Origin of the sequence: Paraburkholderia sp. BR13439 (assembly GCF_040948805.1) — a bacterium.
Taxonomy (GTDB): Bacteria; Pseudomonadota; Gammaproteobacteria; order Burkholderiales; family Burkholderiaceae; genus Paraburkholderia; species Paraburkholderia youngii.
In genome coordinates this window covers 169,340-195,523 of the sequence record NZ_JBFPKN010000014.1, presented here as the reverse complement: position 1 = coordinate 195,523, position 26,184 = coordinate 169,340, and the positions used below count along the sequence as shown (strand labels likewise).

Genomic DNA, 26,184 nt, shown 5'->3' with positions numbered 1-26,184 from the left:
GAATGCGAGATGATCGGACCAAGGCTTCACCAATCGGGCGCCTCACGCACGAGTTCGGATTCGGGACATGATCAAGATCCTCATCGCCGACGATCACGCGATCGTGCGCGGCGGCCTCAAGCAGATCATCGCAACTACCGCGGACATGATCGTGGTGGAGGAGGCTGGCCACGGCTCCGAGGTGATCGACAAACTTCGCAGCTGTGACATCGACCTGCTGTTGCTCGACATGACGATGCCCGGCATCAGCGGCGTCGATCTGATCCGACGCGTGCGCTCGGACCGACCCGGGTTGCCGCTGCTCGTGCTCAGCATTCACAACGAGGCGCAGGTGGCGTCGCGCGCACTGAGGGCAGGCGCGACCGGTTACGTGACCAAGGACAGCGATCCGGACGTATTGCTGGCGGCAATCCGTAAGCTCGCCGACGGCGGACGCTTCATCGACCCGAAACTGGTCGACGCGATGGTCTTTGAAAAGCATGTGGGAGACGTGCCGCCGCACGAAGTCCTGACGGATCGGGAGTTTCAGGTGCTACAACTGATCGCCAGCGGCCGGAGCATCAATGACATCGCGGAAGCGTGCTCGCTCAGCGCCAAGACGATCAGCACCCACAAGATGCGGCTAATGCAAAAGCTGGGTCTTTCGAATAACGCGGAGGTGATCCGTTATGCGATCAGGCACGGCTTGATCCGCGAGTAGTCGATGAAGCTGGACGAATGCTTTCGAACGAACCCGTCGCGCGGGTACACCTGGTGTGGGAGAACATCGCATGGAAGTGCTATCGGCGAGTGAAATCGAATTGCGGGCGTGGATAAGCCGATGGTATGACCATGCCGTCGCAGCGGGCCTCGTACGGCCGCCTTTTCTGCTCGACGATGCAAAGGCCATGCGCCTCGAGGCCTATTTCGCCGCGGGGTTGACGCCGGAGGAGGGTGCGCAACTGTTCTTCGGAACCGTGCATTAAGCCGCGCCGCTCCTTGCGGTGCATCGACCGCAAACTCCCTCTCGAACCTCGATGCCAGGCGCAAGTATCTGGCACTCGCCTCGTCGCCCGTCGCTCGCAATTCTGGTTGACTCCCTCGCGTCTCGCCCGCTCACATAGGCGCGCATTTCCCACATATCGGGGAAACTCCCTGGCTCTCGAAAATTGGAATCCGACTTAACAAAGTTAGAATGACTGCTCTAAGACGGCTTCAGACCGTCTGCCCGACCGACGGCCCGGCGTGGGAACGACCTTCACGAATCGCAGTGGCAGCGATCACCGTGTCCGCGAGAACCTGAGAGATATCCCGTGAGCAGCCCAAAACAGATGCCATTTGCCCTATCCGTTCCGACTGACGTGTCGCAACTGCCGAACCAGCTCGTCGCCGGCTTTTGCGCGCTGATGAGGTTGAACGTCGACACGTGCAGGTCCGCGGTCACAGGTGCCGCGCTGCACTGGGAAAGCGTATGGCGCGCCCAGACACCTGAACAGTTGATCAGACGCCAGGCCGACGTGATGCCCTGGCTCGTCCTGCAGTTCGCCGATTACACACGCGGCTGGATGGATATCGCGTCGGAAACCATCACGCCGTGCCGCGCCGTTTGCAATCACGACGACGCGCATGAGTTCCACGAGGGCACCATGTCCGCTGAGCAGCCGGCCTGCGCAACGGGTGTCGACCCGACGCTGAGCGAGGACATCGCGTCGCCGCAGGAGCAGCGGGCCGGCGAATCCGTCGCCGAAGCAGACGTAGAGGAAATGGTCCGCGCCATTCTCGAACGCGTTGCAAAAGCGACCCCTGACACGCCGGAACGCCGAAGTCCGCCTCGCGCACGCCGCTCGTCGACCCGATAGGCGACAAGCTTCCACACATCCTGCCGGGTCCGGTTCTCGCGTGCTGCGGATGCAGCCGTGGCCGGATCTGGTCACCCGTCGTTCCTTCCCGCCGCGAGGTAAGCGATATGTTGAGCCCGCACGAAGTGGCCACGCTGCTGCTGTTGAAGGATGCGCCTGAACGAATTGATTCGGATCGGGCAGAGCTTGGCGCGCTGCGCGAGCTGCAGTTGATCACGAATGAGCCAGCTGGCTCGGGCTTCCGGCTTCCTCACGTGACGCCGCGTGGCGACGCTGTGCTGCGTGCGTTCGCAAGGGTCCGTTGACTGGTGCCAGACAGCAAATAACACAGCATTCTCCCGGCGCGGGGAACGAATTATGCGGCAGCTCGAACCGAGGCTCGCGGTTCGATACCTGAAAACATCCGACAGGACGCCGCCACCAGCTTATGAAATATCTCGCCCGGGTTGCCGCACTTGCCGGCCTGGCGATCGCGGTCTGGCTCGTCTGGCACGTCGACGCGCAAAAGGTGCTCGGTTTGATGCGCGCAGCCGGCGCCGGGCTCGCGCTTGCAGGGATGGTCCATGTTCTGCCAATGCTCGCCAACGCGAGGAATTGGCAGATGCTGATGCGCGGCCCGCTACGCCCGAATCTGTTCGCCGTACTGCGCCTCGTCTGGATTCGGGAGTCCGTGAACGGCATGTTGCCGGTCGCACGAGTGGGCGGCGAAGTCGTGACCTTTCGCATGATGCGCAAATGGGGCATGGAGCCGGCCCCCGCCATGGCGAGCCTCGTCGTCGATCTCCAGCTGACGCTGATCAGCGAAATGCTGTTCGCCATTGCGGCCATCGGCTATCTGATCGCCCATGCCGGCGCCACGGCGTTGCACCTCGCCGCCAGGCTCGGAGGCGGCATCGCCATTCTGGCGGTGCTACTGCTCGCGTTTTCGTTCGTGCAGCGAGCGAGTCCGTTCGCCCGTCTGACGAAGCTGTTCAATCGCCTCACCAGCGGCAAATTCCGCTCGCTCGTCGGCGAGTCGGTGCGCATCGATCAGTCGATTAGCGACCTCTGGCATCGGCCCGGTGTGATCATCCGTTACCTGCTCGTCTGGCAATCACTCCAATGCATCGCGACCGCGCTCGAGCTGTGGCTCGCGCTCTATTTTCTGTCGGCCAAAGCAAGTTTCCTTCAGGCACTCGTGCTGGAGTCGCTGATCCAGGCGCTCAGCAGCGTCGCGTTCTTTGTACCTGGCGCGCTCGGCGTTCAGGAAGGTGGATTTCTGCTGATCGGTACGGTGCTTGGTTTTCCTCCGCAGCTTTGCCTCGCGCTCGCGGGTGCGCGCCGTTTTCGTGACATCATCGTTTTTCTGCCTGGGCTGATTGCCTGGCAGGTGGAGGAATGGCGTGACAAGCGGCAGGCTCCGGCCAATGCGACGGCAGGTGGCGCCGCAGCGGAACGCGGTGAGCACCGTAGCCACCCTTCGCAGAGGGTCGGTCGCAAATCATGATGAGAGACACTGGAAAGCATGATGCGGTAGTGCTGTTCGGCGCCTTCGATCGCCACAACCTGGGTGACCTGCTGTTCCCTCACGTCGTCGCAAAACTGCTTGCGTGCGAGCGCGTGATCTTCGCCGGGCTCGCGCAGCGCGACCTGCGCGTCCACGGTGGCCACGCTGTACAGGCGCTCGCGCAATTGGCTGCCAAACGCGGCAAGGATCGCGTGCATATCCTGCACGCAGGCGGCGAGATCCTGACTTGCGGCGACTGGGAGGCGGCGGTGATGCTGCTGCCGCGGGACGAGGCACAGAAGATCATCGCGCGACTAGATACACATCACGATGAGCGACGCTCGTGGGCACGAGCGCTGACGGGTCTCGATGCGCTTGCCCCCTACATGGCGTCTCGTGAGATGTTTCCCTTGGCGTCGAGCGTCATTTATCAAGCGGTTGGCGGCGTCGATGTCGAGCGGCTGGACTCCTGCATGCGAGCAGAAGTCCTGTCGAAGCTCACGCAAGCCGACGACGTCAGCGTGCGCGACGTCAACACGCAGAACGGGCTCGCCGCGGCTGGCATTCTCGCGCGGCTCGTGCCGGACCCGGCGGTGATGGTGGCCGAGTTGTTCGGCGCGACCATTCTCGCGCACAAGGAGCCGAGCGGAGTGGCGAACTTGCAGCGGACGTTTCCCGATGGATATGTCGCCGTGCAGTTCAGTGCGGACTTCGGCGACGATAGAACGCTCGGTGTGCTAGCGCGCGAGCTCGATCGTGTGTCGAACGAGAGCGGGCTTGGTATTGTGTTTTTTCGAGCGGGTGCCGCGCCTTGGCATGACGATATGGCGTGCTACGAACGGATTGCGGCGCGGATGAAGGTCTCACGTACGCAACTCTTCCGATCGCTGGAGATATGGGACATCTGCGCACTGATCGCGGATGCCACGGCCTATGCGGGAAGCAGCCTGCATGGACGGATCGTCGCGATGGCGTTCGGTGTGCCGCGGGTGAATTTCGTTCATCCGGCGCGCGCGCATGACACGACGAAACAGTCCGCGTTTGCCGCGACGTGGGAGCCAGCGGCCGTGCCGGGCAGCGTCGGGATCGAGGCGCTTTCGGAAGCAATGCTCGATGCTCTGACGATCGACCGGGTGTTGCTGGGGCGGACGGCCGCATACCTCGCCGCTCGCTATCGGGAGGGGTTCGCACAGATGCGCGCTGCGATGTGTCGTGCGTGAAATGCGGGGTCTTGCGCGACGAGCGCAAGACCCTGTCAGACAAACGCTGCAAGCAATGTCGTCAGATTTTCAGTCGAGAAACCTTGGTGCCGGCCAGCGACACGTCAGCCATCAGACCTGAATTCGTCAGCACGATCGCCTGGACGGGTTCGGTGGCCGTTGTCGTATCGATCGTGCCGTTCGCTCCGACCTTCACGAGCGCGACCGAACCTTCGCCACCGACCGACCATCCGTTGGACTTGCGAAAGCTGTCGAGCGCCTCTTGCGTCATGAACAGAAAGATCATGGCCTTCGACTGCGCGCCCGCCTGCAAGCCGAACGACCCGGATATCGTCTTGAAGTAGCCGACCGATTTCCCGTGCACCCGCAAAGCGCCTTCACCGTATTGGCCACCCGCGATGAAGCCGACCTTGAGTACGGACGGGAACACGAGTACGCCGTTCGCCTTGTCGACGAGTTCTCTTGAACCTTTGACCGTCTCGAACAGCCGCGACAGGGTCTCGTTGACCTTGGCATCGATGACCTGCCGCTTCGACGCGTTGGATTCGGCGGCAACGGCGTCACTCATCGTGACCGCGGACCCGCTCAGCGCCACACCCGCGACTGCCAGAACCGCGGCACCTGTTTGTAAGAAGCTTCTTCTGCGCATGGCTGCCTCCATCGTGGTTCACGGTTTAAACCGTGATGCTGCAATGGTTGAAGGAATATATTCCACCGACACTTGCCAATTGCGTTGACTGCTGCGGGACCGACTGCTTGTTGCCTTGAAAAAATAAGCCGTGCATTCAGTCACCACCTGATCGTAGAAGATGACCTCCTAATTGTATGTAAGGGGCAGCACGGGTATTGCGTTGACATGCGTCGATACGCGCAATTTGCGAATCGGCACAGAAGGCGGGCTCATTGTCGACGAGTGCAGAAAGCCCACGGAAATGGCCGGACAGCAGAAAGACTGAATTCCGTTTCGTTTCTCCTTTGCTTAGCCCGCGTGTGCGAGCGCGCGTGTCGTGCGAACCGTGGAGGGGCGGTCGCGCAGCAGTAGTGGCATCAAACGCCGATTGGCTGTCCGCGCCGCCCACTCGCAATACGCGGCGCTGCCGAGCACCCAGCCGTTGAGCGTCGACTGCATCAGGTTCTCGACTTCGCATTCGTCAAGCGGCCGTGCGCCCAGATCGCGGTAAGCCTGTTGGCGCTCCAACGGCGTATTGCCGAGCGCCCGGTACAGCGCGTGATCCTTGATGAAGCTATCCACACGCTGCCCGATGTGGTGCGCGCAGCTCGACCACTGGTAGTTTGCCGGGTCGGCAACAAGGCGGTTGCGCACCGGCGCCTGATCGATGACCTGGCTCGTGAGCAGGAAATACCGTTCGGGCTCGATCACCGTCGCCCGGTACCCCCCACGCCACACCGCACCGCGGCGTCCATGGCGGCGGTTGAAGGTCTCGACATAGCGACGGCACACTGCCTGCATCGCCATGGCCACGCTCCATTCGTATGAAGGCGTGACGAGGAACTGGACCGCGTCAGGCATGAGCACCCACGCGTGGACTGCCAGATCGGCGACGCGCGCGGCGTCTGCCAGACAGGCGAGGAAGTACAGGTAGTCTCCCTCGTCCAGAAATGCAGGGCCCACGATTCCCTGCAAGATTACGTGTTGCGGTTGTTCGGGGACGTAGTGCCGTGCGAGCCGTGTCATGCTGAATCAACTGGAAATCCGCTGTGGGAACGCGATCCCACAGATATCGGACGCGTCATGGTGCGTAACGCGCTATAGAAAATTCTATCGATCATCTGCGCGGATTTGCATCGCGAAAAGGCCATTTTTCTGGCCTCTTTTCGCTGATTTGCCGCTCGCAACCAGCGTTTTTTATGCCACCGCTGAATTGCGGCGCCGCTTCATCCTGACGATCAGCTATCCGAGCTGATGCGGCGCGCGATAACGCGTTCAATGAGTTCATCGAACTGCTGACTGCGTTCGACGGCATTTTGCGCGTGCAGGCGGCAGCGGACTCGCGATATTTCATCGCGAACTGCGTTGAACGCGTGCATGAGCGGTTGCGTTGAAAGCGACGCTCGTCGTCGAGTGAATGGCAAGACGTGACGCGCGCGGCGAGGATCGGATGGTTTTCGTCGCGCCGCGTTTGCCTGGCGGGCGCGGCGACGATCGGTGCTTCATCATTCCAGTCCCTCGTGCTTCATCGCAAGCTGGACGGCCGGACGCGCGCGCATCCGTTCGGCAAAGGTTCGCAATTTCTCAGGCACTTCGATGCCCACCTTTTGAGCCCAGAGCAGCATGGTGAACAAATAGGCGTCCGCCACACTCGCTTCGCTGCCGAACAGGTAATCGCCCTTGAACATGGTGGCGATCAACTGAAAGCGTTGACCGAGCTTCTCACGCGCTGCCGTTGCTTCAGCATCCGAAGTGGGCTTGAAAACACGGCCGAACTGCTTGTGGATTTCTGTCGAAATGAACGCGAGCATCTCGAGCAGGCGCAGGTTGCCGGGTTCGCTATTGGGCGCAAGGGCAGGCTTGCGCTGTGCGACCCACGAAAGAATCGCGATATTCTCGGTAAGCCGCTGACCGTCATCCATCTCGAGGGTTGGGACGTAGCTCTTTGGATTGATCTGATTGAACTGCTCCCCCGTTTCCGTCTCCTTCGACTTCAAATCGACGCGAACCCTGTCGAAAGTAAGGTCGGCCTCATGCATTGCGATATGGTCGGCGAGGCTGCAGGCACCTGGCGAATAGTAGAGCTTCATGGTGGGGGTCCCCTTTTCGTGAAATGAACTGAACCGTTTCATTGCAGCAAAGGGTATGCCGCCGTCATAGCCACGGTCCCGCAGACTCGATAGCAGGTAGAAAGTAGGGTCACTAGTATTCTGACTGTGGCTCCTACAATAATTCAAGCTGTCTGACCCGGCCCATCCGAACCAGCATCACAACCGCAGCAGGGCATCGGCTACGGCCAGCACAGGAGGGACTATGCGGTCGGAAGTGAAGTCCGGCGTGCGTCTGAGACGTTATGCAATCACGGTGGCGGCCGTCGTCGTTGCCCTGATCGTCGTCGGACGCATCACCGGCGTCCTCGTCGACTGGCTGTGGTTCTCTTCGGTCGGCTATGGTGGCGTTTTCTGGACCATCCTTTCCGCGCGGGTGCTGCTGTTTGCGACGGCGTTCGCAATCTCGGCGTGCGCGATCTGGCTGTCGGGGATGTTGGCGCATCGTTACGCGAGGCGTGTCGATGTCTTGCGAGCGCAAGCAGACGATCCGTCGCATGCGAGCGAGGTTGCCGTCGAACTGTCCGAACTGATCGCGCCGCACGTTCCCTGGCGCGCCAGTATTGCCTGCGCCGCGGTCGTCCTGGGGCTGGTTGTCGCCGCTAGCGAAGTTTCGAGCTGGGACATCGCGCTTCGCTTCATTTATCAGGTGCCTGTTGGCGAGCGCGATCCGATTTTCGACAGGGATATCGGCTTTTATCTTTTCTCGCTCCCCGCGTATGTCGCTCTGAAGAACTGGCTGCTGCAGCTAGTGTTCTGGAGCGCGGTCGTGGCAGGTGCTGTCTACGCGTTGCGCGGTGACATTGCGCTGGAGCGGCCACCACGCACGCTGTCGGCCGCCGCCATCACTCATGGCTCGGCACTGCTCGGTTTGTTCTTTGCGGTGAAGGCATGGTCGTGGTGGCTCGACCGCTTCCTGCTGCTCTATGGCGACAACGGCGTCGTGGTCGGCGCGAGCTATACCGATGTCCACGTCGAGTTGCCGGTCCTGTGGATGCTTGTCGGCCTTGGAGCCGCCTCGTCGGTTGCTCTTTGGATCAACATGCGCCAGCGCAGCCATCTGCAGCCCGTCGCTCTCGCACTTATCGTATTCGGCAGTTCGATTGTGTTCGCCGAGATCTATCCTTCGCTGTTTCAACGCTTCTATGTCAAGCCGAGCGAGCTGAAACTGGAAACACCCTATATTGAGCATACGATCGCGCTAACGCGACAGGCGTACGGCCTTGCAAAGATCGAGGTCAAGCCGTTCGAGGCCGAGCAGGGATTGACGCTCGACTCGCTGCAGGCCAATCGGGCGACCATCGACAACATCCGGCTTTGGGATGTGCCACCGCTGATGGACACTTACGCACAGCTGCAGGAGATCAGGACTTACTACAAATTTCTTTCGGTGGACATCGACCGTTATCAGCTCGATAGCGGATACAGGCAGGTGGTGCTGTCGGCGCGAGAACTGGAACCGGCGATGCTTCCGTCCAACGCCCAAACGTGGGTGAACCTGCACCTTATCTTTACTCACGGCATCGGCGTCGTGATGTCGCCAGTCACCGAGAAATCCACTGAAGGCTTACCGTCTTTCTATCTGCACGATATTCCGCCCGTCTCCAGCGGCGGCCCGGCCATTCGCGAACCACGTCTCTATTTCAGTGAAGGCCGGCAGGACTATGTGATCGTGAACGGCAATGTAGCTGAGTTCGACTATCCCCGCAGACCGACCAATGCGTACACGAGGTATAGCGGGCGCGACGGCGTCACGCTCGGCGGTGTGGGACGCCGCAGTCTCTTTGCCTGGCAGCTCGACGATCCGAACATTTTGCTGAGCGGCTATATCACCGACCAGAGCCGGATTCTGCTTCACCGCAACATTCAGGACCGCGTGCGTACGATCGCGCCGTTCCTGACGCTCGACCATGACCCCTACGTCGTCGCAAGCGATGGGCGGCTGTTCTGGATACAGGACGCCTACACCGTCAGCCAGTGGTTTCCTTACTCCCGGCCCGGTTTCGGCGACAACGCGAATTACATTCGAAACGCGGTCAAGGTCGTGGTCGACGCGTATAACGGCACGGTCGATTTCTACATCAGCGATCCCGCCGATCCGCTCCTGCGCACCTACGAGCGCATCTTCCCCGGTATGTTCAAGCCTTTGGACGCGATGCCAGCGGGGCAACGGCAGCATATCCGCTACCCCGAGGATCTGTTCCTGATCCAGGCGCAGGTCTACCGCGCGTATCACATGGATGCGCCGGAAGTGTTCTACAACCGCGAGGATCTGTGGCAGTTTCCTCAGGAGCTGGTCGGCATGGATGGCGGAAGCTCCGCCAGCACGATGCCGCCGTATTACACGATCATGCGACTCCCCGGCGACCCGCGCGCCGAATTCATCCTGATGCTGCCGATGGTGCCGAGCCAGCGGGAGAACATGATTGCATGGCTCGCGGCGCGCTGCGATCAGCCCGGGTACGGCAAGCTCATCGTGTATACCTTTCCGAAGGACAAGCTGGTCTACGGGCCGTTTCAAATCGAAGCGCGCATTCAGCAGAATACCGAGATCTCGCAGCAGATTTCGCTGTGGAACCAGATGGGCTCACGCGTCATTCGCGGTCATCTTGTAGTCGTGCCGATCGAGAACTCGATCCTCTACGTTTCTCCGCTCTATTTGCGCGCGGCCTCCGGTCAGTTGCCGGAGATGAAGAGAGTAATTGCCGCCTATGGCGACCGTGTGGTGATGGAGGACACGCTGGATCAAGCGCTGGCGGCGCTCTTCCAGGAGACCGCGCGAGCGGCATCGCCATCCCGGGGCACAGTGGATGCTCGCGCGCGAGAGGCACTTGCTCACTATGACCGCGCGATCGAGCGACTGAAGGCGGAAGACTGGAGCGGCTTCGGTGCGGAACTGAATGCGCTGCGGCCGTTGCTCGAGGCGCTCGGTGCTGGCCGTTCGGATGATCACAAATGACCAGCGGGACAAGGAACGGGTCGTTGAAAGCCTGCGCGTCGATCAATGCGGTTCGCCGAGGCAAGCGTCGGCAACATCGACTATCGGCTCGCTGTCGGCGTGAGCTTCGGGAAACCGATCAACACACCTGATCTGAACGTAGGTCCACCAGGTTCCCGGTGGATCGTGACCCAGCCACATCACCGTGGCTGCGACCTTGGTTCGCAGCCCCCATTGCCGCCAGTCGGCGCCGGTTGGCGAAAAGTTTCCGTGAATGTCCCTATACAGGTTGCGGTCCAGGCCGTACCGCTTCAGATAGGGCGGGTTGATGCGTTCCTCGGCTGTAGCCGGCTCGCCACGTCCGATGCCCACCTGCGCTATAGCCGTGTCCCGGCGGAAATCGCTGACCGCACGGCCGACCACCAACAGCTCGAACAGCAATACCCCGCCAACGGCGATGCAGGTCGCAACAATGCAAAGCGAGAGCGCCCAAAGCACCCGCCTTGTGGTCGTCGGTGTCTTCATCCCTGCCGACCTCCCTACCGGCATTGGGATTCGCTGCCAGCAAGAGCCAAGCCGGTCCGCAGTCCGGTACGGGTACTTCAGGCCCTTTGTAGAAGGTCAATCGCCTTTTCGGCGTCGTCCAGCGAGTCGAGCGCGAGATAAGCGATGAATTGCGTGCCAAGCACTGCGGCCGAGACGCCGCGCAGATTGATCCCGCCATCCGCCAGCATCTGGCTCAATTGCGCGATGATGCCCAACTGGTCTAGACCCATTACACGGATGGAGTGAAGGCTCGGGGTGACGCTGAACCCCGCCTGGGTGGCGGCGCGGGTCACACTGTCTCCCTGTAGCGGAGCGACGAACACGACTCCTTTACCCGATGCCTCTGGCGTGCGACGCGCCACGATGAACTGCAAGTCGGCACCAGCATCCCGCAAGACGCTTAAGACTTTCGCAAGACCTCCCGGTTTGTCGTCGATGGTAGCTGCCCAAACCTCGACACGTTCCACACTCAGTTCCATGGCCGTCCCTCCCGGCTCGAACCTCATTAGAAAAATCTACTTCACGAATGGCAGGCGGGCAAGGCCCGTTGGACTGCGCACCGGTCGGCGCTCCGCGCTCAACTTGCTGCTGCCTGGTATCTGTATCAAGATCAAGTCGCCTCTTCACACACAGGCGACTCAGATGACAGACGATCCCGATGACGATCCCGACAAGCTCAAAGGCCCAGGCGGCATGAGCTTGAGGCAGATCCACGAACAGGTGCAGAAGTCCGTCCAGCGCGACCGCGAAGCGCAGACTGCGCGCCACGCCCCCGCTCCACCGCAAAGCCGCTGGCAGCGATGGGTGCGCTATGTATGGGGCCGTAGCGGGCGGCGTTAGCCGCAGATTGAACAGGGCCCGCACTGCATCTACCCGGCTACCCATTTGGGTGGTGTGCGCCCCCCGTGGTTCTGTCATTGTGAATCCGTCGTCATAACGCAATGGGCAGGGGGCTTGAAATGGAAACCACATCCTCGAGCAGCAATCCTTTGATGGATCTCTCCGACAATCTGGCGGACATCGTCGCGCGAGTGGAGCGGAGTGTCGTGGCGGTACACGGCCGGCATCGCATGCCGTCGAGCGGCGTAATCTGGCGCCGTGGCGTCGTCGTGACCGCCGCACACACGCTCAGGCGCGAGGAAGGGATCGAAGTCACGTTGACCGACGGCCGTACGGTCGCCGCGGTCCTCGCGGGTCTGGACCCGGGCTCCGACATCGGCGTGCTGAAACTGGACGGCGTCGATCTCGACCCGATCGATTCTGGCGATGCCCACTCACTGAAGCCGGGTCATCTTGCGCTCGCCGTCGCCCGTGCGGATGATTCCGGCGTTAGCGCTGATTTTGGCGTGATCGGCGGCGTAGGGGGGGCCTGGCGCACGTGGAGAGGCGGACAACTCGATGCGTTCGTGCGACTGGACGGCGGCCTGCGCCCGGGTTTCTCCGGGGCGGCCCTCGCGGATATGCGCGGGCAGGTCGTCGGCATCTGCACGTCGGCACTGATGCGCGGCGCCGGCATCGTCATTCCCGGGATGACCGTGGAGCGCGTCACCGATGAACTGTTGGCGAAAGGGCGCGTGTCGCGGGGCTACCTTGGTGTCGGCACGCAGCGGGTCGGCCTGCCGGACGCCTGGGTCAAGGAAATGAACCTGTCGTTCGGCAGTGGCTTGTTGATCAACTCGCTTGCGCCGGGCGGCCCTGCGGAGCAGGCGGGCGTGCTGATAGGCGATGTACTGATCGAGTTGGACGGCAAGCCTTGCCGCGACATGGGCGACGTAAGTGCCGCGCTGGGCTCCGCAGGCGTTGGGCAGCAGTTGCAGATCGCCTTGATCCGAGGTGGCGAACGCCACGCGTGTTCGGTAACAGTGGGCGAACGGCCCCAACGGAATTCGTGCAGATGAGGTCCGGGAAGGGACGAAATGTCGGATGGACGGACGAGACCCACGGCGCCTTTGCGGGTCGCAGTGATTGCGGCATCGTGGCAAGAGCGCGCGAGCCTGCAAGCGCTTGTCGAGGCGAACCCGGCACTCGAGTTCCTGGGTAGCGCAGCCGACGCTGAAAAGCTCGTCGATTGCCTCGCCGGATCGGTGCCGGATGTGATCGTCGCCGACACCGCGCCGGAGGCAAGCGACGCGCTCAAGATTCCACTCGAACTCTCGCACGCGTTGCCGTCGCTCGTGCTGTTGAGCGACGACCCGGACAGCGACTGGATGCTCGATGCGTTGCCCGCGGACGCGGTAGCCATCCTGCCGCGCATCGCGATGCCAGCCGAAATCGTCGTCTCCATCGAAGCCGTGGCCGCGGGCCTTTGCGTGCTGACGCCCGACATCCTCGCAAGGCTGCTCGCCGAAACGAGACCGTCGCGCCAGAAGGCACCCGGCGAAACGTTCGAAGCGTTGACGTTACGAGAGATCGAGGTGCTGGCGATGCTCGCCGACGGACTCGGCAACAAGGAGATCGCGCGGCAACTCGACATCTCCGACAACACGGTGAAATTCCACCTGTCGTCCATCTTCGGCAAACTCGGTGCGACCAACCGCACCGAGGCGGTGATGCTCGGCATGCGGCACGGATTCATCATGGTGTAGAAAAGCTCGTGTTTCTCCGCCCGCGACACTGGACGACGTCATGTTCGAGCGTTTTCCACTAGCGCGGCAATCTGCACGAACTCGACGTCGGGGCGCACACCGTAAAGACCGGTTACCCGCTCGCGGAGCGCATCGGTGAAGAACGCTTTGGCTGCGTCCTCCGATTCCCAAACGTAGAAGTTCGTAACCTCAACGAAGAATCATCGGTGGGATCTCCGCGACCAGTGCATCGATGGCGCAACGAGTCTTCGATGGAAGATATCGCGTGTTCGGCCACACCGCGTGGATGTCCTGTGGTCGCACGCCGCAACGCTCCCTCACCGCGACGAGTTCGCCCGTCATCACATATCGTGTCAGCAACCAGCATGGCAACTGCACGAGCCCCAGACCGGCGACACCGGCTCCGGCAATCGCCTGGATATCGTCGAGGCTCAGTTGCGGCTTGATCAGCAATTCCCGTTCAACCCCGTCCGTGTCGAGTACGCGCCATGGCGACACCACGCCGGCGCGCGAGTAAGCGATGCCCGCATGCTTCGCGAAATCGTCGATATCGACGGGCGTCCCATGCCGCGCAAGATACGCCGGGGCCGCTCCGATGCTGGTTTCCTGAACGCCGAGATGCCGTGCGGCGAGACTCGTGCTGTCGCGCAAAGCGCCGATGCGCACCGCAAGATCGATGTTTTCTTCAACGAGATCGACGGCCCGGTCTGTAAACGAGATGTCGATCTGTAGCTTGGAGTGCTTGCGGGCCAGTCCGAACAACACCGGAGCGACGCAATGGTGGCCGAATGCGAGCGGCGCGCTGACCCGCAGCCGACCGCGTGGCTCGCTGTATCCGGTCTCCAGTTCGGCTTCGGCAGCGTCCAGCTCGGCAAGCGCGCGGACGCATCGATCGTAGTAGCTGCGCCCAGCCTCCGTCAGTGTCTGGCTACGCGTCGTGCGCTGGAGCAGGCGTACGCCGAGGCGCGCCTCGAGCTTCGCAATCACTTTGCCGATGGCCGACCGCGTGAGGTGCATGCGTTCGGCCGCAACAGTAAAGCTACCGGCTTCGATCACCTTGACAAAGACCGCTACGCCATCGAGTTGATCCATCGAATTGGGTCCTCGGGGGAATAAGTTGTGGGAAAAAACTGCCTCAATAGGGACGCTGGTTCCCGTTATAGTACATCCGACGTGATGCTGCTGGTCGATTGGCTCCCTCCGTGTACGCCGACGTGTACTCGCAAACGCACCTTTTCCCTGCGATATCTCATGACACTCGCCACCCCTTCCAAAAATGCCGTGGCGCTCGCCGCGGTATGCCTGACCTCGCTGATGTTCGGCCTCGAAATTTCCAGTGTGCCGACGGTGCTCTCCACCCTTGAAGGCGTGCTGCACGCAGATTTCAAGGAGATTCAATGGATCATGAACGCCTACACGCTCGCGTGCACCACCGTGCTGATGGGCACCGGCGCGCTGGCAGACCGTTTCGGACGCAAACGCACCTACGTGGCCAGCATCGTGATGTTCGGGATCACCTCGCTCATCTGCGGCCTCGCACAGAGTGCGTCCGTCCTGATCGTCAGCCGTTTTTTTCAAGGGATGGGCGGCGGAGCGATGCTGATCTGCCAGGTGGCGGTGCTCTCGCATCAGTTTCCGGAAGGGCGCGAACGCAGCAAAGCGTTTGGCGCGTGGGGAATCATCTTCGGCATCGGCCTCGGCTTTGGTCCGATCATCGGCGGCATGATCGTCGCAGTCGCCAACTGGCAGTGGGTGTTCCTCGTCCACGCGTTGATCTCGATCGTGGCGCTAGGTCTCGTCTTCGCGGGGGTGCAGGAGTCCCGCGACCCGCATGCGCAACACCTGGACGTTGCAGGCATGCTCACGCTTTCCGCGTCGTGTTTCGGTCTCGTCTATTTGATTACGCAAGGTCCGGATCTCGGCTTGGAGAGCCCCGCCGCGCTCGGCATCGTCGCGGCGACGGCGTCGAGTTTTATCGCGTTCATCCTCGTCGAGAAGCGTAGTCGTCGGCCGATGTTCGACTTTTCCGTGTTCCGGACCCGCCGGTTTTCAGGTGCGATATGCGGATCGATGGGCATGAACTTCAGCTACTGGCCGTTCATGATCTATCTGCCGATCTATTTTCAGGGCGCGCTCGGCTACACGAATGTGAAGTCCGGACTGTCGCTGCTCGCCTATACGCTACCCACGCTCATCGTGCCGCCATTTGCCGAGCGGCTTGCGCTGCGCTTCGATGCGCGCAGGGTCATTCCGCTCGGACTGTTCATCATCGGTCTCGGCTTCATCCTGATGAGGTGCGGAGCTGGCGTGGAGCAAGCGAGTTGGCTCACGATGCTGCCGGGGTGCCTGTTGTGCGGTACCGGGCTGGGGATGACCAACACGCCGGTCACCAATACTGCGACCGGCTCGGTCTCGTCGAACCGCGCAGGCATGGCCTCGGGTATCGATATGAGCGCAAGACTGATCAGCCTGGCCATCAATATCGCGCTGATGGGTTACATACTCTTCGAAGGTGTGCTTTCTTATCTTTCTCGCGCGCTTCCCGGCTTTTCCGAAGCATCTTCGCTGCGTTTTCTCGCGCAAAAGGTGGCCGCAGGCAATTTTGCGGATCTCATGCAGGACAGCACGAAACTCGCAAGCGCCGATCCGCATGGCGTGATCGCTCATGCGGCGCTCGTGCACGGCTTTGTTCTCGTGATGCTGTACGCCGTGATCTGCGTATGGGCTTTGGCGCTGCTCAGCGTCGTCGCGTTCGGACTGGGCACGTACGCGCATCGTCCGAACTCTGCACTGGATGAGTGTGTCCGTCGCCCGAGCACGTAAGCCTGCTGAATCACGCGTCCCACTGGGGAGCGAAGGGGGGAACGACATAACGCTGATCCTTGCGAAGCGCTGCGATTGCTTTGCGGTCATCGTCGTCGAGTCGAATAGCCAGTGCATTCAGATTTGCTTGCTGGCTTTCGCGCCGCTGTGCCTTGGGGATCGCAATAACGTCGTTCTGATCGAGCAGCCAGGCAATGGCAATCTGTGCGGCAGTCGCACCGTGCTTGCTGCCGATCCGCGCCAATGTCGCATCGCTTGCCGCGCGTCCCTGTGCGAGCGGCGCATACGCGACCAACGGGATGTTTTTCGAGCGCAGATAGGCGAGCATCGCGGACTGATCCAGAAACGGGTGATATTCAAGTTGATGACAGGCGATCGGCGCGCCTATGTCCTCAACGGCCGCTTCGATCAACGGCATATTGAAATTGCACACGCCGATGCCGCGGGTAAGCCCCGCCTCCTTGAGTTGCACGAGCGTCTCCAAAGCAGCCGGAAGATTCATGTCGCGGGACGGCCAATGGATCATGTAGAGGTCGACGAAATCAAGTCGCAGCTTCTCGAGGCTCTTGGCAAATGCGCGGCGCAGGGCATTGGGTTCGAGGTTCTCGTGCCATACCTTGGTCGTCACGAATAGCTCGTCCCGCGCGATGCCCGAGCCGGCGATGGCGGCCCCCACCGATTCTTCGTTCTGGTACATCTCGGCGGTATCGATGTGCCGATAGCCGATTTCCAGCGCGCTTTCTACGACCGGCTGACAGTCGTTGCCGGGCATGCGGAACGTACCGAAGCCCAGGCGCGGTATGGCGAGTTCTCCGCGTTTGATCGTTTCCATGCTGTTCCTCCGTGTTGGTGAGGTGTCCAATGTCTCACGCGCCAATTGATGAATAAAGTATGGTTCAATCAAATCTGAAATGATTAAAATCACGAATCCATCAGTATTCGAGGCGCATCATGACCTTCGACGGTCGATTGTTCGCGGGGATAACGGTGCTTGCCGCTGTCGCCGAAAGCGGAAGTTTCGTTCGTGCCGCGGAGGCGCTCAGCGTGTCTCCGTCCGGCGTAAGCAGAGCGATAAGCCGGCTGGAAAAGCAGATCGGCGTCCGCTTGCTCGACCGTACCACCCGATCGCAAACCTTGACCGACGAAGGAAGGCGTCTCTACGAGACTGTCAGCCCACATCTGGTCGGCATCGAGTGCGCGGCAACTACAGCATCGGGTTCTGCCGGCGTGGTCCAAGGCAAGTTGCGCGTCAACGTGGACCCATTCTTCTCGCGGACCGTCCTCGCGTCGAAGCTGCCCGGATTTCTGCAGCAGTTTCAAGAGCTTTCGGTGGAATTGATCATGCGCGATGACGTGGGCGATCTCGTTGCGGATGGCTTCGACCTTGCGATACGCTTCGGGCCGCCACCGGTTGGTACTCTGGTTGCTCGCAAGCTGCTGGAAGCGCGGATCATCACGGTTGCGTCTCCGGCTTACCTCGAAAGCAACGGCCGCCCCAATTGTCCTGATGACGTCGTCGATCACGAACGCATACTTTTCTACAATCCCTTATCGGGACGCCCCTTTGAATGGGAGTTCCAGCGGGGCAAGGAAGTCGTCAGCATCCCGGTCTGCGGGCGGCTTCTGGTCTCCGATGTCGGCACGATGCTGAACGCATGCGTAGCGGGCGCAGGAATCGCCCAGGTCATGTCGATCGGCACGGAAACACTGATCGCACAGCACGAGCTCGTCGATCTGTTTCCGGACTGGCCGGATGAACGTTTCCCTCTATATGCACTCTATCCGTCGCGGCGGCACCTGGCCGCAAAGGTGCAGGCGTTCATCGCGTTCTGCGTTGATGCCCAGATCACGCCAAATGAGTCCGCGACCTCGGAGCAAGCAAAGCGGAGCCGATCTCCATCGAGGCGTTCGCGTTCCCGCTCGCGCTGATATGTGTGGAGAAGGAGGAGCGGGGATTTCGAATATTTAACGAACACTGACCGGCGAGGCGGCACAGGACTGCAAGGAGGCCATGCGATGCTCGCACTCTTTACCGATTTCGGGGCCGACGACATCTATGTCGGGCAGGTAAGGGTCGCTTTGCTGCGACACGCGGCAGCCGGCACCCCCATTATCGATGTGCTGCATACTGCCCCGAACTACGACCCGCGGGCAGGCGCGCATCTACTCGCGGCGCTAGCACGGTGGTATCCGCCGGACTGTGTGTTCCTTGCCGTGGTCGATCCCGGCGTCGGTAGCGAGCGGGATGCCGTCGTGCTGCAAGCCGACGGGCAGCGGTTCGTCGGGCCGGACAACGGGCTGCTCTCGGTCGTGGCGGCGCGCGCGGCGCATACCCGGGCCTGGCGGATTACATGGCGTCCGGCCGCACTCTCCGCCTCATTTCATGGTCGCGATCTGTTCGCCCCGATGGCGGCATGGGTCAGCCGCGGCGAATTGCCTTCCGACAAGCTCGTTGAGAGGACAGGCTTGAGCGTGCAACTGGATGCGGGCGATTTCGCCGAGGTCATTTACGTCGATCACTACGGCAATGCGCTGACGGGGCTGCGGGCTGGAACCGTGCCGAGGTCTGCACGGCTGAGCATCGCAGATGCCGATGTCGAGTATGCGCGGGTCTTTTCCGATGTAACGGCCGGTCGAGCTTTCTGGTACGAGAACTCGATCGGGCTCGTCGAGATCGCCGTGAATCGCGGCAGCGCCGCGACGCAGCTTGGCGTACGTGTCGGAGATGCGGTCCAGGTGCAGGAGGGCGGCGAATCGGTGCCGTAGCGCGCCCTGTCAGAGTTGGAGCGTCGCGAATGGGCAGCGACCTTCTCTGTCGCCGCCCATTTGCGCTCACGGCAAGGTGATCTTGCGGGTGAATTCGTCCGTCACGTTGGGCCCCGTGGCTACGCCGAATACCGGGTAGACAGTTTTCGAACCGCTAGCAGCCAGCCCCATGTAGTCGCCGAGGAAATGGCCGCCCGCCACGGGAGCGTTAAGGATGTTGAACGAGGTGTCGGTCAGCTTGAGTTCACTTTTCCTCCAATTCTTGGGATCGGTACACGCAGTAGCAGTCGAGCAGAACACTGCGAAATAGTCGGTTCCCTCGAAGCCGGCGGGTGTGTTCGTGTCGTTACGAAAGTCGTAGTAGGTCACCACGATCGTATTGCCGTCGCCCGACGGCACGACCGCCGGAATGAAAGCCTGCTGACGGCAGGGGTTGGTTGCGTTTGTCGGCGTCTGGTTGATCATCACTGGCGTTGACCAGGTAGCACCGCCATCTGTCGATTCGCTGAAGGCGATCGCGTCGACCGGAATCGATCCAGTGGGCGTGGTGCAGGTCGCGGACGAAAAGCGATCGTCCTGCCAGGTGAGATAGATCGCCCCCGAGACCGGGTTCACGGCGACACTGTAAAGAATGGAGGCATCGCGTATCGACTGGCCGCTGTCAGGCGAGACCACTCCCACCACCTGAATGTCGTTGGTGAATGTCGGCGCCGACCAGCTCGTGCCTTTATCGCCAGACTTGATATAGCCGATGCTCAGCTTCGACGGCGTAGCATTGATCGCCGTGAAGAAATCAAGCAGGGTTCCATCAGGCAACACGCGCACCATGTTGTCGATTGTCTGTGCGTTCGTCCCCGGCTGGTAAATCGGGGCGGCGGTGCTCCATGTCACGCCTTTGTCAGTGGATCGCGAGAAGAAGCTCGGGCCGGTGGAATTGAACTTGGATACGGGGGCGCCGCCCGCCGCGGATGCTGCACCGTTACGCAATTGCCGCGCGATCAGAACGCCATCGTTTTCCGCGAGCAACTGGGCGCCTTCCTTCGTTGGCGGGAACACGCTCAACTGGTCCCAAACCGCATAGACGTAGTTGCTCGCAGTCGGGTCCGCAGTGAGTGAGTTCTTGTCATTGAGCACGTGCGGCGAGTTGCTGCGGATCAGCGTAACGGGAGGCTGCCAGGTTGCACCGTGGTCGCTGGAGCGGCTGACCAGCATCCCGCTATTGCGCGCGCCAAACGGCGTGGTCGGTTGCGCGGGGTCCAGCACCAGAGAGAAGAAGAAGGCCGTTCCGTCTTGCGCAAAGTCCACCCAGGGATCGGAAGCACGGCGGAATTTGCCGCCAGTGCAGTCAGTTACGCCGGACGGAATCGAGTTGGACCAGGTGCTGCCCGCATCGTTGGAGACGACGCCGACGAGCCCGCGTGAGCCGCCGTCGCTCCAGCGATCCTGCTGGTGGCCGGCGAGCAGGCGAGCCGGGTCCGTCGGGTCCACCGCAACCCAGGGCTCGATCGAGGTGGCGGGAAACAGGACGCTGCCGAATGCCGACTCCTGCGCGTTCAGCTGGTCGGCAGTGCAACCGCTAAATGGGTCGCCCGCGGCTACCTGGACGAGCGATCCCAGCGTTTGCGCGTGCGCGCCTGTGGCGATCGAGCATGCGAGCGCGACGACGCCAGCACCTGCAATGCCCTGCAAAAAAGACCGGGATAGGCAACTGAAATTCATTTTCATTCTGGGCCTCGCGAAAAAGGGGAAAACGCCTGTGAATTGCCGGCTTTCCATTGCCGGCGCCATCACTTTCGACCTTCCGATACATATGAAAAACTCTTTTCCCAGCGCAGAACGATGCTTGCTGCCGTCCGCCGAAGACATGCAGCAATGCATGTATCTACCGAAACACACTAGGTCGCGGTGACAGAACTTGTGTGAACAAATCTTTGCGTATGCCATTTCGTTACTGACATCCCCGGCATTGCTGGCATGGCATGCTGATTGCAGCGATCCCATGATGGCGGTCGAAGAATGTATCCGCTGCAGAAACGTGGCGTTTGAGATCGATGAACCAAAAAAAAGCCCGCTCTGAAAAGAGAGCGGGCGTGGATTAAAAGAAGCCACCCAGGGCGTTACAGACCCAAGGGATGCCCCTGAGTTACGTCAATGACTCGTTCCCAGATAAGCGGCCTTCACTGACGGATCGTTGCGCAATTGCAGCGCCGGCCCATGCGCGGCGATGCGGCCGTTTTCCAGAACGTAACCGTAATCGGCCACATTGAGCGCCGCCGCGGCGAACTGCTCGACGAGCAGCATCGTCACGCCCTGGCCCTTCAGATTCTCGATGATGCGAAAGACTTCTTCGACGAGTATCGGTGCGAGCCCCATCGAAGGTTCGTCGAGCAGTACGAGTTCCGGGTTCAGCATGATCGCGCGCGCCATCGCGAGCATCTGCTGCTCGCCCCCGGAGAGGGTGCCGGCCAGTTGATGGCGCCGCTCTTTCAGACGCGGAAAGAGTTCGATCGCGCGTTCCAGATCGGCGTTCACGTCGCCGCGCGGACGCGCCCACGTGAGGCGTGGAAAGGCGCCGAGGATCAGGTTGTCGTGCACGCTCATCGTCGCGAACACGCGCCGTCCTTCCGGCGAATGCGCGAGCCCGAGACGCGCGATGCGATGCGAGTCGAGCGCATCGATCCGCTTTGCGCTCGTGCCCACGCCCATCGTGATTTCGCCGTCGCTGGGGCGGATCATGCCGGAGATCGCGCGCATCGTGGTGGTTTTCCCCGCGCCGTTCGAGCCGATCAGCGTGACGACCGAGCCCTTGGGCACGTCGATCGAAATGCCGTGCAGCACTTTCACCTTGCCGTATCCTGCATGCAGATTCTTGACCGATAGCATGTGTGTTCCTGAGTGTTCCTGTGTATCTCGTGGGTCGAGGCAGGGGAGCCCGGCTCAGGCCGCTTGCCCCGCCGCCCCGCCGCCGAGATAAGCCTCGATGACTTTTTCGTTCGACTGGATGTCGGCCGGCTTGCCTTCCGCGATCTTCTGCCCGAAGTCGAGCACCGACACGCGATCGCAGACGCTCATCACGACGTCCATGTGATGTTCGATCAGCACGACGGTAATGCCGTGATCGCGCACCTTACGAATGATTGCGACAAGCTCCTTGATGTCGGGCGCGGTCAGGCCGGCCGCCGGTTCGTCGAGCAGCAGCACTTGCGGATCGAGCGCGAGCGCCCGTGCGATTTCCAGCAGCCGTTGCTTGCCGTAGGGCAGGTTGCGCGCTTCTTCGCCGGCGGCATGTTCAAGCCCGACAAAACGCAGCATGCCCAACGCGCGCTCACGGGCGGCGCGCTCCTCGCGCCGGTACCGCGGGGACATCAGTCCGACGTCCGCGATATGTGCGCGAAACGTGTGATGCAAGCCGACCAGCACGTTTTCGAGCGCGCTCATCTCGCCGAACAGCTGCACGTTCTGGAAGGTGCGTGCGATGCCCGCCAACGCGATCTGCGACGAAGTCTTGCCCGCGAGCGACATGCCGCGATACTCGATCGAGCCCGCGGTCGGCACATAGATGCCGGTCAACACGTTCATCATCGTGCTCTTGCCGGAGCCATTAGGGCCGATCAGCCCGTGAACCGTGCCACGCCGCACGCTCAGGTCGACCTGGTTGAGCGCCTTGAGCCCGCTGAACTGCATCAGGATGCCGCGTAGTTGCAGGATCTCTTCCGTGTCGCCCGCGTGCACGGCGGCGACCGCGTCTGCGCCGATGGTCGCGGGTTGATGGGCGTCGACGGTGCTCGCGCGCACCACGCCGCCCATCATGCTCTTGCGCATGAATCCGATCACGCCGTCCTGCAGGTAGTACACGACGAGCAGGATCATCAGGCCAAAGATGCTCAGCCGCCAGTCGGCGAGGGTGTCGATGCAGTACGAAAACGCGGCGAGCCCCACCGTACCGAATACCGGAATCGCCACCTTGCGTCGCGTCGACACCTTGCGCGCGAGCGCTATGCCTGCGCCGATCACTACCGCGGCTGCCAGCACCGATGCGACGATGCGGAACATATCGATGTCATCGAGCAGCTTGGGTAGGAGCACGATGATCGCCGAGCCGAGCACCGCGCCGGTGCGCGTCTTGCGCCCGCCCATGATGATCGCGAGCAGGAACAGGATGGTCAGCTCGAAGTTGTAGGTATTCGGCGAGATGTACTGCTCCGAATACGAGTAGAGGCAGCCGGCCAGACCGGCGAAGCCCGCGCTTATCACGAACGCGTAGACCTTGTAGCGGTACACCGATACGCCCATACAGTCCGACGCGATCGGACTGTCTCGCAGGGCTTCGAAGGCCCGGCCCAGATGCGACTTGAGCACCCGGTGCACGACGATCAGCGAGGCCACCAGCAGAGCCGCGACGAGCCAGTAGTACTCGACTTCGTTCATCGGCCGCGCACCGAGCGACGGCTTCGGAATCTTGACGCCCATCGGCCCGTTGGTCAGAAAATCCATCTCGTTGATTAGAATCTGAAGGATCGTGCCGAACGCGAGCGTCACCATCGCGAGGTAGGGGCCGGACACGCGCAGTGCGGGCAGCGCGAGGATCGCGCCGAAGCCGGCCGTGACGAGAATCGCGAGCGGCGCGGTCACGAAAATCGGCAAGCCGAGCTTCATGAACAGAACGCCCGCCGTGTAGGCGCCAACCCCGAACAGCCCCGCATGCCCGAGCGAAACCTGGCCGGTGTAGCCGACCACGATGTCGAGACCGAACAGCAGGATCGCGTAGATCATGATGGTCTCGACCAGATGGATGTAGTACGGATTGCCCGATAGCACCGGGAACACCGCAAGCGCGATCAGCACGAGTGCCGTCGCAACGAGTTTCTTCAGATTCACGGCGGCCCTCACACTTTCTTGATTGAAGTCTTGCCGAACAGCCCGGCGGGTTTCATCGCCAGCACGATGAGCAGCAGGACCAGCCCCGGCACATCCTTATAGCCGGTGGAGAGATAGAAGCCGGTAGTGGTCTCGGCGATGCCGAGAATCACGCCGCCGACGAGGATGCCCAAACCGCTGGTGAGACCGCCGATGATCGCGACTGCGAACGCCTTGAGGCCGAGCACTGCGCCCATCGTCGCGCCGGTCAGCGTGAGCGGAGCGATCAGCACGCCGGCGAACGCGGCGGTCAGCGACGAGAGGGCATACGAAAACGTGATCACGAGGCCGGTGTTAATGCCCATCAGCGCGGCGGCGTCGCGGTCGTTCGCCGTGGCCACGACGGCCTTGCCGAAGATCGTCTTGCGGTTGAAGAACTCGACGGCCAGCATCATCGCGAGCGCGCCGCCGACCACCAGAAGTTCCATCGGCAGAACGTTCGCGCCGAACACCTTGAGCGGCGCTTCCGGCAGCGGCGACGGGAAGCGCAGATCGTCGCGGCCCCAGACGTTTTCCGCGACGTTCTTGAAGATGATGCCCAGCGCAATCGTCGACATGATCCAGCCGAATTCGGATTTGATCCTGATCGCGGGCCGCACCCCGATCCGTTCGACGAACGCGCCCTGCAACAGACCAAACGCGCAGACGAGCGGGATCATCAACCAATAGTTGACGCCGAGCGAAACCAGCGTGAGGCCGACCAGCGCGCCGAGCATCAGCGCGTCGCCCTGGCCGAAGTTCAGCGTGCCGGAGGTCGCGAATGTGAGTTGGTAGCCGAATGCGATCACGGCGTAGATCATGCCGAGTGCGATCCCGCTATAGATGAGCTGTAAAAGAATGGTCATCGTCGAGCGCCTTAGAGTTCACCATCTATAAAACAAAGCCGCCCCCGCTGGCGGGCGGGTGCGGCTTTGGAGCATGCTGCCGCGCTGGATTTGGGCTTTTATCCGCGCTTAGTTCGTCGACGCCTGCTTGCTGCGCAACTGGCTGCCGTCCTTGCGATCAGCGTCATACGCATAGATCACGCGGCCGCCCTTGACCTCGCCAACCACCGGCACGTTCGGGCTGATCGCCTCGTGGTCGTCGTGCGTGAACGGCTTGTCGTACACCATCACAACGCCTTCCACCTTGCTGTTGAGGTTTTCGAGCGCGGCGCGCACCTTCGAACCATCGGTCGAACCTGCCTGGGTCATCGCCGCGGCCAGCAAATAGACCGAGTCGTACCCTTGGGCGGCGGACACCGCCGATTCGATGCGGTTGTTCTTCGGCTTGAACTCCTTGAGGTACGCGTCGATGAACGCCTTGCGCTTGGGCGTGTTCGCTTCCTGAATGAACGTCTGCGGCATACGCGCGCCTTCGCCGTTGGTGCTCGCGTTGTCGATGTAGTTCGCCATCGACAGGGTCCAGCTGCCGACCAGCGGCACTTTCCAGCCGAGCTTGGCCATGCCGTTGGCGATCTGCGCGAGTTCCGGCCCAATGCCGTAGGTCAATACCGCTTCAGCGCCGGCCTCCTTGGCCTTGAGCAACTGCGCGGTCATGTCGACGTCCTTGATATTGAATTTTTCTACGGCAACCGGCTTCACGCCTTTAGTGGCCAGCGCCTTTTCGAGGTCTTCGCGGCCGAGCTGACCGTAATTGGTCGAGTCCGCGAGAATCGCGACCTTCTTGAAGCCGCGTTTGGTGATCGCTTCTTCAACGATCATCGGCGCCTGAATGCGGTCGGCAGCGGCGTTGCGGAAGACGTAGTTATCTGGTTGATCGGTGAACTGCTTCGTCAGGACACTGCCAGTCGCGACGTTGTTGAACACCGGGATCTTCGCTTCCTGGAAGAAGCGTTGAGACGCGAGTGCCACGCCGGTATTGATGTAGCCCACCACCGCAGCCACTTTTTCCTTGTTGATCAGCTCTTGCGCGATCTGTACGCCGCGTTCATTTTTCGCTTCGTCGTCGCGCTCGACCAGCACGATCTGACGGCCAAGCACGCCACCGGCTTTATTGATTTCCGCGGTGGCGAGCCGCACGCCGTCGCGCATGCTCACGCCCATCGAAGACGAACCGCCGGTGAAAGGTCCGTCGACACCGATCTTGATCGGCTCGGCGGCGTAACTGACGTCAATGAGGGCACACAACGCGAGCGCGCTCACGACGCTCTTCAAGCGAATTCCCATACTGTCTCCGTAGCATGTCTTTTTTTGCACAGAGCCTGGAAGCGGCTTCCATGCACGCTGACCGGGCGTTCTCAGGGAGCCTGAGCGCCTGTCGTGACGCAGTATGAAATTGTTAATGT

General features: G+C 61.5%; 26 protein-coding genes. 13 read left to right on the top strand and 13 right to left on the bottom strand.

Going from position 1 to position 26,184, the window contains the following annotated elements:
- Positions 1 to 67: 67 nt before the first annotated feature.
- The 6 genes from AB3X96_RS26275 (at position 68) to AB3X96_RS26250 (ending at position 4,544) form a co-directional block, all read left to right on the top strand.
- On the top strand, positions 68 to 700 hold the full coding sequence (locus tag AB3X96_RS26275) for a response regulator transcription factor (RefSeq protein WP_184227546.1): 633 nt from the start codon (positions 68 to 70) through the stop codon (positions 698 to 700).
- A 70-nt stretch (positions 701 to 770) separates the two neighbouring features.
- Entirely contained in the window at positions 771 to 965 is a 195-nt protein-coding gene (locus tag AB3X96_RS26270; RefSeq protein WP_176122018.1) for a hypothetical protein, read from the top strand.
- A gap of 327 nt (positions 966 to 1,292) precedes the next feature.
- Positions 1,293 to 1,838 carry a phasin family protein gene (locus AB3X96_RS26265; protein WP_368592007.1) on the top strand — a complete coding sequence of 182 codons (546 nt, stop codon included), beginning with the start codon at positions 1,293 to 1,295 and terminating at the stop codon, positions 1,836 to 1,838.
- Positions 1,839 to 1,945: 107 nt separating this feature from the next.
- Positions 1,946 to 2,143 carry a hypothetical protein gene (locus AB3X96_RS26260; RefSeq protein WP_368592006.1) on the top strand — a complete coding sequence of 66 codons (198 nt, stop codon included), beginning with the start codon at positions 1,946 to 1,948 and terminating at the stop codon, positions 2,141 to 2,143.
- Positions 2,144 to 2,265: 122 nt separating this feature from the next.
- Positions 2,266 to 3,324 (top strand): lysylphosphatidylglycerol synthase domain-containing protein, encoded by a 1,059-nt coding sequence (locus AB3X96_RS26255; RefSeq protein ID WP_368592005.1) that lies wholly within the window; start codon positions 2,266 to 2,268, stop codon positions 3,322 to 3,324.
- On the top strand, positions 3,321 to 4,544 hold the full coding sequence (locus AB3X96_RS26250; RefSeq protein ID WP_368592004.1) for a polysaccharide pyruvyl transferase family protein: 1,224 nt from the start codon (positions 3,321 to 3,323) through the stop codon (positions 4,542 to 4,544). The genes AB3X96_RS26255 and AB3X96_RS26250 overlap by 4 nt, the downstream gene beginning before the upstream one ends.
- Positions 4,545 to 4,605: 61 nt before the next feature.
- Here AB3X96_RS26250 and AB3X96_RS26245 read toward each other — a convergent pair whose 3' ends face one another.
- From AB3X96_RS26245 to AB3X96_RS26230, 4 genes are all read right to left on the bottom strand, one after another.
- Positions 4,606 to 5,193 (bottom strand): YSC84-related protein, encoded by a 588-nt coding sequence (locus AB3X96_RS26245; protein WP_368592003.1) that lies wholly within the window; start codon positions 5,191 to 5,193, stop codon positions 4,606 to 4,608.
- 330 nt (positions 5,194 to 5,523) lie between these two features.
- Complete coding sequence (locus AB3X96_RS26240) at positions 5,524 to 6,240, bottom strand: transposase (protein ID WP_368592002.1); 717 nt, start codon at positions 6,238 to 6,240, stop codon at positions 5,524 to 5,526.
- Between the two features lie 91 nt (positions 6,241 to 6,331).
- Positions 6,332 to 6,568, bottom strand: coding sequence for a hypothetical protein (locus AB3X96_RS26235; protein WP_368592001.1), 237 nt, complete (start codon positions 6,566 to 6,568; stop codon positions 6,332 to 6,334).
- 151 nt (positions 6,569 to 6,719) lie between these two features.
- The gene (locus tag AB3X96_RS26230) at positions 6,720 to 7,304 is read right to left on the bottom strand and encodes a glutathione binding-like protein (RefSeq protein ID WP_176111185.1); all 585 of its coding nucleotides are present in this window, start codon (positions 7,302 to 7,304) and stop codon (positions 6,720 to 6,722) included.
- A 223-nt stretch (positions 7,305 to 7,527) separates the two neighbouring features.
- On the opposite strand from AB3X96_RS26230, the gene AB3X96_RS26225 reads away from it, so the two are divergent.
- Positions 7,528 to 10,281, top strand: coding sequence for a UPF0182 family protein (locus AB3X96_RS26225; RefSeq protein ID WP_368592000.1), 2,754 nt, complete (start codon positions 7,528 to 7,530; stop codon positions 10,279 to 10,281).
- 42 nt (positions 10,282 to 10,323) lie between these two features.
- Here AB3X96_RS26225 and AB3X96_RS26220 read toward each other — a convergent pair whose 3' ends face one another.
- Both AB3X96_RS26220 and AB3X96_RS26215 read right to left on the bottom strand, forming a co-directional pair.
- Complete coding sequence (locus AB3X96_RS26220; RefSeq protein WP_368591999.1) at positions 10,324 to 10,785, bottom strand: hypothetical protein; 462 nt, start codon at positions 10,783 to 10,785, stop codon at positions 10,324 to 10,326.
- Positions 10,786 to 10,862: 77 nt separating this feature from the next.
- Positions 10,863 to 11,285, bottom strand: coding sequence for an ACT domain-containing protein (locus AB3X96_RS26215; protein WP_368591998.1), 423 nt, complete (start codon positions 11,283 to 11,285; stop codon positions 10,863 to 10,865).
- Between the two features lie 163 nt (positions 11,286 to 11,448).
- On the opposite strand from AB3X96_RS26215, the gene AB3X96_RS26210 reads away from it, so the two are divergent.
- From AB3X96_RS26210 to AB3X96_RS26200, 3 genes are all read left to right on the top strand, one after another.
- Positions 11,449 to 11,646 (top strand): hypothetical protein, encoded by a 198-nt coding sequence (locus AB3X96_RS26210; protein WP_176122026.1) that lies wholly within the window; start codon positions 11,449 to 11,451, stop codon positions 11,644 to 11,646.
- Positions 11,647 to 11,798: 152 nt separating this feature from the next.
- Positions 11,799 to 12,704, top strand: a complete 906-nt coding sequence (locus AB3X96_RS26205) for a S1C family serine protease (protein WP_368592054.1) — start codon at positions 11,799 to 11,801, stop codon at positions 12,702 to 12,704.
- Between the two features lie 18 nt (positions 12,705 to 12,722).
- On the top strand, positions 12,723 to 13,391 hold the full coding sequence (locus AB3X96_RS26200; RefSeq protein WP_368591997.1) for a LuxR C-terminal-related transcriptional regulator: 669 nt from the start codon (positions 12,723 to 12,725) through the stop codon (positions 13,389 to 13,391).
- A gap of 189 nt (positions 13,392 to 13,580) precedes the next feature.
- Here AB3X96_RS26200 and AB3X96_RS26195 read toward each other — a convergent pair whose 3' ends face one another.
- Positions 13,581 to 14,483, bottom strand: a complete 903-nt coding sequence (locus tag AB3X96_RS26195) for a LysR family transcriptional regulator (protein WP_368591996.1) — start codon at positions 14,481 to 14,483, stop codon at positions 13,581 to 13,583.
- Positions 14,484 to 14,642: 159 nt separating this feature from the next.
- Here AB3X96_RS26195 and AB3X96_RS26190 point away from each other — a divergent pair, with 159 nt between their 5' ends.
- Positions 14,643 to 16,214 (top strand): MFS transporter, encoded by a 1,572-nt coding sequence (locus AB3X96_RS26190; protein WP_368591995.1) that lies wholly within the window; start codon positions 14,643 to 14,645, stop codon positions 16,212 to 16,214.
- 10 nt (positions 16,215 to 16,224) lie between these two features.
- Here AB3X96_RS26190 and AB3X96_RS26185 read toward each other — a convergent pair whose 3' ends face one another.
- Complete coding sequence (locus tag AB3X96_RS26185) at positions 16,225 to 17,046, bottom strand: aldo/keto reductase (protein ID WP_368591994.1); 822 nt, start codon at positions 17,044 to 17,046, stop codon at positions 16,225 to 16,227.
- Positions 17,047 to 17,165: 119 nt separating this feature from the next.
- On the opposite strand from AB3X96_RS26185, the gene AB3X96_RS26180 reads away from it, so the two are divergent.
- On the top strand, positions 17,166 to 18,143 hold the full coding sequence (locus AB3X96_RS26180) for a LysR family transcriptional regulator (protein ID WP_368591993.1): 978 nt from the start codon (positions 17,166 to 17,168) through the stop codon (positions 18,141 to 18,143).
- 87 nt (positions 18,144 to 18,230) lie between these two features.
- The gene (locus AB3X96_RS26175; protein WP_368591992.1) at positions 18,231 to 18,980 is read left to right on the top strand and encodes an S-adenosyl-l-methionine hydroxide adenosyltransferase family protein; all 750 of its coding nucleotides are present in this window, start codon (positions 18,231 to 18,233) and stop codon (positions 18,978 to 18,980) included.
- 66 nt (positions 18,981 to 19,046) lie between these two features.
- On the opposite strand, the gene AB3X96_RS26170 is transcribed toward AB3X96_RS26175, so the two are convergent.
- From AB3X96_RS26170 to AB3X96_RS26150, 5 genes are all read right to left on the bottom strand, one after another.
- A complete protein-coding gene (locus AB3X96_RS26170; RefSeq protein WP_368591991.1) occupies positions 19,047 to 20,705 on the bottom strand; it encodes a sialidase family protein in 1,659 nt (552 codons plus the stop codon).
- Positions 20,706 to 21,128: 423 nt separating this feature from the next.
- Positions 21,129 to 21,863, bottom strand: a complete 735-nt coding sequence (locus tag AB3X96_RS26165; protein WP_368591990.1) for an ABC transporter ATP-binding protein — start codon at positions 21,861 to 21,863, stop codon at positions 21,129 to 21,131.
- Between the two features lie 54 nt (positions 21,864 to 21,917).
- Complete coding sequence (locus AB3X96_RS26160; RefSeq protein WP_368591989.1) at positions 21,918 to 23,858, bottom strand: ATP-binding cassette domain-containing protein; 1,941 nt, start codon at positions 23,856 to 23,858, stop codon at positions 21,918 to 21,920.
- An 8-nt stretch (positions 23,859 to 23,866) separates the two neighbouring features.
- On the bottom strand, positions 23,867 to 24,742 hold the full coding sequence (locus tag AB3X96_RS26155) for a branched-chain amino acid ABC transporter permease (protein WP_176122035.1): 876 nt from the start codon (positions 24,740 to 24,742) through the stop codon (positions 23,867 to 23,869).
- A 108-nt stretch (positions 24,743 to 24,850) separates the two neighbouring features.
- On the bottom strand, positions 24,851 to 26,065 hold the full coding sequence (locus tag AB3X96_RS26150; protein ID WP_368591988.1) for an ABC transporter substrate-binding protein: 1,215 nt from the start codon (positions 26,063 to 26,065) through the stop codon (positions 24,851 to 24,853).
- Positions 26,066 to 26,184 lie beyond the last annotated feature (119 nt).

Coding starts and splice junctions, on each gene's coding strand:
- AB3X96_RS26275 (WP_184227546.1), top strand. CDS start 68: ATGATCAAGATCCTCATCGCCGACGATCACGCGATCGTGCGCGGCGGC.
- AB3X96_RS26270 (WP_176122018.1), top strand. CDS start 771: ATGGAAGTGCTATCGGCGAGTGAAATCGAATTGCGGGCGTGGATAAGC.
- AB3X96_RS26260 (WP_368592006.1), top strand. CDS start 1,946: ATGTTGAGCCCGCACGAAGTGGCCACGCTGCTGCTGTTGAAGGATGCG.
- AB3X96_RS26255 (WP_368592005.1), top strand. CDS start 2,266: ATGAAATATCTCGCCCGGGTTGCCGCACTTGCCGGCCTGGCGATCGCG.
- AB3X96_RS26250 (WP_368592004.1), top strand. CDS start 3,321: ATGATGAGAGACACTGGAAAGCATGATGCGGTAGTGCTGTTCGGCGCC.
- AB3X96_RS26245 (WP_368592003.1), bottom strand. CDS start 5,193: ATGCGCAGAAGAAGCTTCTTACAAACAGGTGCCGCGGTTCTGGCAGTC.
- AB3X96_RS26240 (WP_368592002.1), bottom strand. CDS start 6,240: ATGACACGGCTCGCACGGCACTACGTCCCCGAACAACCGCAACACGTA.
- AB3X96_RS26235 (WP_368592001.1), bottom strand. CDS start 6,568: ATGAAATATCGCGAGTCCGCTGCCGCCTGCACGCGCAAAATGCCGTCG.
- AB3X96_RS26230 (WP_176111185.1), bottom strand. CDS start 7,304: ATGAAGCTCTACTATTCGCCAGGTGCCTGCAGCCTCGCCGACCATATC.
- AB3X96_RS26225 (WP_368592000.1), top strand. CDS start 7,528: ATGCGGTCGGAAGTGAAGTCCGGCGTGCGTCTGAGACGTTATGCAATC.
- AB3X96_RS26220 (WP_368591999.1), bottom strand. CDS start 10,785: ATGAAGACACCGACGACCACAAGGCGGGTGCTTTGGGCGCTCTCGCTT.
- AB3X96_RS26215 (WP_368591998.1), bottom strand. CDS start 11,285: ATGGAACTGAGTGTGGAACGTGTCGAGGTTTGGGCAGCTACCATCGAC.
- AB3X96_RS26210 (WP_176122026.1), top strand. CDS start 11,449: ATGACAGACGATCCCGATGACGATCCCGACAAGCTCAAAGGCCCAGGC.
- AB3X96_RS26205 (WP_368592054.1), top strand. CDS start 11,799: ATGGATCTCTCCGACAATCTGGCGGACATCGTCGCGCGAGTGGAGCGG.
- AB3X96_RS26200 (WP_368591997.1), top strand. CDS start 12,723: ATGTCGGATGGACGGACGAGACCCACGGCGCCTTTGCGGGTCGCAGTG.
- AB3X96_RS26195 (WP_368591996.1), bottom strand. CDS start 14,483: ATGGATCAACTCGATGGCGTAGCGGTCTTTGTCAAGGTGATCGAAGCC.
- AB3X96_RS26190 (WP_368591995.1), top strand. CDS start 14,643: ATGACACTCGCCACCCCTTCCAAAAATGCCGTGGCGCTCGCCGCGGTA.
- AB3X96_RS26185 (WP_368591994.1), bottom strand. CDS start 17,046: ATGGAAACGATCAAACGCGGAGAACTCGCCATACCGCGCCTGGGCTTC.
- AB3X96_RS26180 (WP_368591993.1), top strand. CDS start 17,166: ATGACCTTCGACGGTCGATTGTTCGCGGGGATAACGGTGCTTGCCGCT.
- AB3X96_RS26175 (WP_368591992.1), top strand. CDS start 18,231: ATGCTCGCACTCTTTACCGATTTCGGGGCCGACGACATCTATGTCGGG.
- AB3X96_RS26170 (WP_368591991.1), bottom strand. CDS start 20,705: ATGAAAATGAATTTCAGTTGCCTATCCCGGTCTTTTTTGCAGGGCATT.
- AB3X96_RS26165 (WP_368591990.1), bottom strand. CDS start 21,863: ATGCTATCGGTCAAGAATCTGCATGCAGGATACGGCAAGGTGAAAGTG.
- AB3X96_RS26155 (WP_176122035.1), bottom strand. CDS start 24,742: ATGACCATTCTTTTACAGCTCATCTATAGCGGGATCGCACTCGGCATG.
- AB3X96_RS26150 (WP_368591988.1), bottom strand. CDS start 26,065: ATGGGAATTCGCTTGAAGAGCGTCGTGAGCGCGCTCGCGTTGTGTGCC.